We start from the raw sequence: 6,726 nt of genomic DNA on the forward strand, positions 1-6,726 counted from the left end.
GGATCAGCTCCCGCCCGCTATCCTAGCGAGTCGCGGCCCGTCGCAGCCGGTCATTGATCGCGTCCCCGATCCCCTCGGCCGGGATCGGGGCGATTGCCAGCCGGGGCCGGTCGCTGGCATCCGCGCGGTGGAGCGCGTCGAACAGGCGCGCCGCCGCCTCGACGGCATCGCCGCTCGCCGACAGCGTATCCTGTCCGGTGACCGCGCCAAAGCCGATCAGCCATTCGTCCGCCTCGGCCCGCATCGCATTCAGCCGCAGCGGCTTGCGCGGGGCATAATGGCTGGCCAGCTGGCCCGGGGCGGTGACGATAGCGGGGGCTTCGGGGCCCTGCTCCACTTCGCCCAGCACCTCGGCCAGCATCGCGGCGGTCACGGGACCGGGGCGCAGGATAGTGCGCCCCGCGACGATGGTCGACTCGACACCCGCCTCGGTCGCGCCGTCGTCGAGGATCGGCACGGCGGGGCCCAGGCTGGCGCGGACATGCTGGCTGCGGGTCGGGCTGATCCCGCCGCTGGCATTGGCCGAGGGCGCGGCGAGCGGACGGCCGGTTTCCCCCAGCAGCGCCTGCATCGCGCGGTGGCGCGGCACCCGGATGGCAACTGTGTCGAGCCCGGCGGTCACCAGCGCGGCGATCCCCGAATCCCGTCGCACCGGGCGGACCAAGGTCAGCGGACCCGGCCAAAAGGCTCCGGCCAGCGCCAGCGCCTCCGCGTCGAACTCGGCGATCGCTTCGGCCGCCGCCAGATCGGGGACATGCACGATCAGCGGATTGAAGGACGGCCGCCCCTTGGCCGCATAGATACGCGCGACGGCTTGCGGCTCGGTCGCATCGGCGGCCAGGCCATAGACGGTCTCGGTCGGCACCGCGACGATGCCACCGGCACGAAGCACCTGCGCGGCCGCGCGGATCGCGGCGGGAGAGAAGGGCAGGGTCGGATCGGTATCGGGAAAGGCCATCGCGCGCGCCTATACCCGGTTGCGCCCTGTTCGATAAGAGGTGCGCCCGATAAGGGGCGGGGCCATCACCCCTTCGACAATCGTGATCCGGCACCCTATCTGCTGGGCCATGTTCGACCTCGATTCCTATCTCGCCCGTATCGCCCTGCCGTCGCGCGTCACCGTCGATGCCGATGGGCTGGCGCGACTGCAATGGGCGCATCGTCTGGCCATTCCGTTCGAGAATCTCGATGTGCGGCTGGGCCGCCCCATCGCCATCGACAGCGACAGCGTCTTCACCAAGCTGGTGATGGCCAAGCGCGGCGGTTATTGCTTCGAGCAGAACCGCCTGTTCCTCGACGCGCTGGCCGCGCACGGGTTTGCGGCACGGCCGATCCTGGCGCGGGTCTGGCTGCGGGCCACGGACGTGCCGCCGGTGACCCACACGCTCAGCCTCGTCCATATCGACGGGCAGGACTGGATCGCGGATGCCGGTTTCGGGGGCAGCTATTCGCCGCCCCTGCCGCTGGTCGAGGGTGCCGAGGCGACGGCCCCCGACGGCGCGCGGTTCCGCCTGACCCGCGACGCGCAGCATGGTTGGATGCTGCTGCGCGACGGGCATCCGGGGCATACCGACGGTCGCTCGACGGGCGAGGGGTGGGAGGCGCAATACAGCTTCACCATCGATCATGTCTGGGACGCCGACCTGGCGCTGAGCAATCACTGGACCTCGACCGCCGAGGCCAGCCGGTTCCGGCAGGCGACCATCGTCAGCATCATCCTGCCGCACGGTTTCGCCTCGCTGACCGATCGCCACTATCGCCGCCGCGTCGGCCAGGATGAGACCGCCGCGACGATCACCGATCCGCGCGTCTATCGGATGCGCATGAGCCTGATGTTCGGCATCGACCTGACGGTCGAGGACAGCGCGATCCTGTTCGCCGAATGACCATTTTCGCCGGTGGGCGGGTGGGTGCAGTGCCGCCCATGCCCACCGGTCCTATCTCCCGCGACTCGGGGAACGGCTCGTCTTTTCTTCGTGGCTGAGCATCAGGCCTTATGCTGTTCGCGGATATGTCCCAGCGCAAACATGGCGGCATCCATGGCATTTTTGTCATGGTCCATGGGATCGATTACAGAAATCGCCATTTCCGTCACATCCTCCTCTACATTTAAGCTCGATTTTACCATTGATGCGTACACCCACGAATGAACGTGGGGGATTACGGATGAGGCTAGGATTTTCGTCACAGCGACCAGAGGCTGGCGGCGTGCGATGGCATCGCTCCGGTGACGATCATCGACTGCCGAAAGACGGTCGCAGCAATCCCAGACTGTAATCTCCGGCGCAGGGCTGCTCCGGCGCCGCCACAGCTTTTCCATGGAAGGAAGCGATCATGTCGATCACCACGGTGATGGCAAGCGAGAATCTGTGCCTGCCGAATATCGGCGTACTTGCCGAAGAATTGACTGCCGCGATCACGCCGGGGGGCACGGTCCGTCTGGACCTGTCCGACGTGGCTGCCCCCGATCTCAGCGTGATCCAGCTGGTGCAGGCGGCGCGGGTCAGCGCGGCGAAGGCCGCCTGTGACTTCGCGCTGACGGCCCCTGCGGGCGATCCGTTCCGCGCCCTTCTCGACCGGGCGGGCTTCACGTCCGCCGACCATCCCGACCACTCCCAATTCTGGTTCCACGGAGACACCTCCCAATGAGCGCATCCATTCTGACCGTAGACGACAGCGCCAGCTTGCGCATGGCGATCCGCATCGCGCTGACCGGCGCGGGCTATGCGGTGACCGAGGCAGCCGACGGTGTCGAAGGTCTGGCCAAGGCGACCGCGACGCGGTTCGACCTGATCGTCACCGACCTGAACATGCCCAACATGGACGGGTTGCAGATGATCCGCGCGCTGCGTGAACAGCCCGCCCAGGCGGGTGTGCCGATCATCTTCCTGACCACCGAATCGGACGATGCGATGAAGGCCCAGGCCAAGGCCGCCGGTGCGACCGGCTGGCTGGTCAAGCCGTTCCAGCCCGAACAGCTGATCCGCGTCGCGCAGAAGGTCCTGGCACGATGAGCGGCCCCGGGAGCAATGAGGACCCGACAGCCGCCTTTCGGGTCGAGGCGGGCGAGCTTCTGGAGCAGGTCGAACAGGGCCTGCTCGATCTGGGTCACCGCCTGGACGATATGAGCCTGGTCAATGCGGTGTTCCGGGGCCTTCACACGCTGAAGGGCTCGGGCGCGATGTTCGGCTTCGACAAGCTGGCGGCCTTCACCCATCATTGCGAAAGCGCGTTCGACCGCGTGCGCAAGGGCGACGTGCCCGCCACCGCCGACCTGGTATCGGTGATCCTGTCGGCGGGCGACCATATGCGCGCCTTGGTCGAGGGCGATGCGCCTGAGGCCGAGGGGCAGGCGATCCTGGCGAAGCTGGCGGCGGCGGTCGACGCCGCAGCGGGCGGCTCCGGCGGCGCTCCGGCCGTGGTGAAGGCTCCGGCGAAGCAGGGCTGGACCCTGTCCTTCCGCCTGCCGCCCGACGCGATGGCCCATGGCACCAACCCGCTGGCGCTGCTCGACGAGTTGCGCGATCTGGGCGAGGCGAGCATCGTCGCGCGCCTCGACGACATCCCCGCGCTGGACGAGTTCAACCCCAGCCACTGCGTCGTCGGCTGGGACTGCACGCTGATCGGCGACATTTCGCGCGAGGCGATCGAGGACGTCTTCCTGTTCGTCATGGACGACATGGACATCACCATCACGCCGCTCGCGGTCGAGGAGACCGAGGACGAGGTGCAGGAGGCGGCTCCGGTGGAGATCGTCGAAGCCAAGGCGGCCGCCACCGCGCCCGCCCCGGCGAACGATGCGGCCCCGCGGGCGGCGGCCGCCAACCGGTCGCAGGGCGAGCATGTCCGCGTCCCCGCCGAGCGCCTGGACGAACTGATGGACCGCGTCGGCGAACTCGTCATCGCGCAGAGCCGGCTGTCGCAGCTGGCAGGCCATGGCCAGGACCTCAGCCTGCGATCCGTCTCGGAAGAGATCGAGCGGCTGGCGGGCGAGATGCGCGACACGATGATGATCCTGCGCATGGTGCCGGTCTCGACGCTGTTCGGCCGCTTCCGCCGCCTGATCCATGACCTTGCCATCGAAACCGGCAAGACGATCGAGCTGGTCACCGAGGGCGAGAGCACCGAGGTCGACAAGACGGTCATCGAGCGACTGTTCGATCCGCTGGTCCACATCATCCGCAACTCCTGCGACCATGGCCTGGAAAAGCCCGAGGATCGTCTGGCGGCGGGCAAGTCGGCCAGCGGCGTGATCCGCCTGAGCGCGCATCAGGCGGGCGGCGAAGTCCTCATCACCATCACCGACGACGGGCGCGGCATCGATGTCGAGCGCGTTCGCGCCAAGGCGGAGGCCAATGGCCTGCTCCAGCCGGGGCAGGTGGTCAGCGAGGACGAACTGCTGGGTCTCATTTTCCATCCTGGCTTCTCGACGGCGGCGCAGGTCACCAACCTGTCGGGGCGCGGTGTCGGCATGGATGTGGTCAAGCGCACGATCGAAAGCCTGCGCGGCTCGATCGTTGTCAAGAGCGTGTCGGGCCAGGGCTCGACCATCACGCTTCGCATTCCGCTGACGCTGGCGATCATCGAGGGGCTGCTCGTCCGGGTGGGCGAGGGAAGCTATGTCATCCCGCTCGCGGCGGTCGAGGAATGCCTGGAGCTGTCGCTGGAGGAGGATCTGCGTTCGCGTGGGCGCAGCATCATCACGCTGCGCGAACGGCTGGTGCCCTTCCTGCGCCTGCGCGACCTGTTCGACACCGGGACCAAGCCCGATACCTATCAGAAGATCGTGGTGGTCGGCACCGGCCAGGAGCGGGTCGGTCTGGTCGTCGACCAGATCATCGGCAACCACCAGACGGTGATCAAGGCGATGTCGCCCTTGCACCGGGGCGTCGCGGCCTTTGCGGGCGCGACGATCCTGGGCGACGGTTCGGTCGCCCTGATCCTCGACATCGCCCAGCTCATCGCGATGAGCCAGCCCAGGGAGGAGCGGCGTCTCGCCGCTGGATAAGCCCATGCCATATCACAAGATTCCCAACTGGACGCCAGAAAATGGCTTGGAGGTCCTGACCTTCGGCCTGGGGTCCGAAACCTTTGCGCTGGAAGCGGGCATCGTCCGCGAAATCCTGGACATGATGCCGATCACGGCGGTGCCCGGGGCCGATCCGATGGCGGGGGCCGTCATCAACTTTCGCGGGCGGATCGTGCCGCTGGCCGATCTGCGCGGGCCCTTCGGCATGGAGGCGCAAGGCTCCACCGCCGACAGCCGGATCATCGTCATCGAACTGGACCTGGACGGCGCGCCCGTTCTGATCGGCCTGACCGCCGATCGCGTCAACGAGGTGGCGGTGCTCGATGCGCTGGATGCCGAAGAGGCGCCCGTCATCGGCATACGTTGGCCGCGCGACCATGTCCGCTGCCTGGTCCGCCGCCAGGGCGACCTGATCGTCCTGCCCGACCTGCCATCGCTGTTCGCGCGCCTCACGGCCCGCACGGCCGAGCCGGTCAGCCTTCACTGATTGCAACCTGCCATCCAATTTCATCCTCAAGGGGGGGGACCCAATACATGCGAGCTACGATCAAAATGAAATTGGCGGCCAGTTATGCCGTCATCATCGTCCTGATGCTGGCCGTCGTCGGCGTCGGCGTCACCAAGATGAGCGCCCTGAACGAAGCCATCACCGAGGTCATCGCGGGTCCTTCCAAGCGTCTGGAGATCGCGTTGCGTGTCAACGAGCGCATGAACAAGACGCTGCGTTTTGAAAAGAACATGGCGCTGACCGAGGACGAGGGCCTCACCCAGAAGTTCGATGCGGAAGACATGAAGGCGCGCAACGAGGTGCGCGAACTGATCGCCACGGGTATCAACATCGCGACGGCCGAAGGCAAGCCGCGCTGGATGCAGGTCCAGTCGCTGTTCGACCAGTATGTGCCGATCAACGACCAGGTTCGCCGCCTGGCGTTGGCCAACAAGAATGCGGAAGCGGGGCAGGTTTCGGTCACCAAGTCGCGTGAGGTTGCCGGTGCAATGTCTCAGCAACTCGACCAGATCGTCGGCATTGCGCAGGACGGCATGAAGCAGGCCGACGCCGACACCAATGAACAATATTCCAATGCGCGCAATATCCTGTTCATCACGGCGGGACTGGCGTTGCTGGTCGCCATTGCCGGTGCCTTCTGGATTTCGCGCATTGTGTCGCAGGGCCTGAACAAGGTCTCGGTGGCGATCGATGCCGTGGCGATCGGTGACCTGAGCCAGGACGTGACGGTCACGTCGAATGACGAGATCAAGGATCTGGTCGAAACCGTCAACCGTATGACCGCTAATCTGCGGCAGAGCGCTGAACTGGCCGATACGATCGCCAGCGGCGACCTGACCGTCGATCACCAGCCGCTGTCCGACAAGGACACGCTGGGTCATGCCCTGGTCGCGATGGTCGAGCGTCTGCGCGGCGTCGTCGGCGATGCCACCCAGGCGGCGCAGAATGTCGCGGCGGGCAGCCAGCAACTGTCGTCATCGTCGGAACAGGTGAGCCAGGGCGCGACCGAGCAGGCCGCGGCCGCCGAGGAAGCTTCCGCCTCGATGGAGCAGATGGCGGCGAACATCAAACAGAACGCCGACAACGCGACCCAGACCGAGAAGATCGCGCGCCAGTCCTCGCAGGATGCCGAGATCAGCGGCCAGGCGGTGCAGAAGGCCGTGATCGCCATGCGCACCATCGCGGAAAA

The 6,726-nt window shown here is 66.7% G+C and carries 8 protein-coding genes; 6 read left to right on the forward strand and 2 right to left on the reverse strand.

Features of this window, described 5'->3' with window-relative positions; translation table 11 throughout:
- Nucleotides 1-22: 22 nt before the first annotated feature.
- Nucleotides 23-958: an L-threonylcarbamoyladenylate synthase gene (locus tag SSA01S_RS11790; RefSeq protein WP_061780494.1), complete on the reverse strand. Its 936-nt coding sequence runs from the start codon at nt 956-958 to the stop codon at nt 23-25.
- Between the two features lie 109 nt (nt 959-1,067).
- Between SSA01S_RS11790 and SSA01S_RS11795 the strand changes: the two genes are divergently transcribed.
- Nucleotides 1,068-1,886, forward strand: a complete 819-nt coding sequence (locus tag SSA01S_RS11795; protein ID WP_061780495.1) for an arylamine N-acetyltransferase family protein — start codon at nt 1,068-1,070, stop codon at nt 1,884-1,886.
- 101 nt (nt 1,887-1,987) lie between these two features.
- Here SSA01S_RS11795 and SSA01S_RS19540 read toward each other — a convergent pair whose 3' ends face one another.
- Nucleotides 1,988-2,320, reverse strand: coding sequence for a hypothetical protein (locus SSA01S_RS19540; protein ID WP_156477770.1), 333 nt, complete (start codon nt 2,318-2,320; stop codon nt 1,988-1,990).
- Between the two features lie 14 nt (nt 2,321-2,334).
- On the opposite strand from SSA01S_RS19540, the gene SSA01S_RS11800 reads away from it, so the two are divergent.
- The 5 genes from SSA01S_RS11800 to SSA01S_RS11820 all read left to right on the forward strand — a co-directional run.
- Nucleotides 2,335-2,649, forward strand: coding sequence for an STAS domain-containing protein (locus SSA01S_RS11800; RefSeq protein WP_240954641.1), 315 nt, complete (start codon nt 2,335-2,337; stop codon nt 2,647-2,649).
- Entirely contained in the window at nt 2,646-3,014 is a 369-nt protein-coding gene (locus tag SSA01S_RS11805; RefSeq protein ID WP_058717505.1) for a response regulator, read from the forward strand. The genes SSA01S_RS11800 and SSA01S_RS11805 overlap by 4 nt, the downstream gene beginning before the upstream one ends.
- Nucleotides 3,011-5,008, forward strand: a complete 1,998-nt coding sequence (locus tag SSA01S_RS11810) for a chemotaxis protein CheA (protein ID WP_061780496.1) — start codon at nt 3,011-3,013, stop codon at nt 5,006-5,008. Before SSA01S_RS11805 ends, SSA01S_RS11810 begins: the two co-directional genes overlap by 4 nt.
- 4 nt (nt 5,009-5,012) lie before the next feature.
- Nucleotides 5,013-5,516 (forward strand): chemotaxis protein CheW, encoded by a 504-nt coding sequence (locus tag SSA01S_RS11815; protein ID WP_061780497.1) that lies wholly within the window; start codon nt 5,013-5,015, stop codon nt 5,514-5,516.
- 65 nt (nt 5,517-5,581) lie between these two features.
- Nucleotides 5,582-6,726: HAMP domain-containing protein (locus tag SSA01S_RS11820; RefSeq protein ID WP_156477771.1), on the forward strand; the 1,145-nt coding region annotated here is incomplete at its 3' end.

Source organism: Sphingomonas sanguinis NBRC 13937 (assembly GCF_001591005.1).
In the GTDB taxonomy this organism is placed as follows: Bacteria; Pseudomonadota; Alphaproteobacteria; order Sphingomonadales; family Sphingomonadaceae; genus Sphingomonas; species Sphingomonas sanguinis.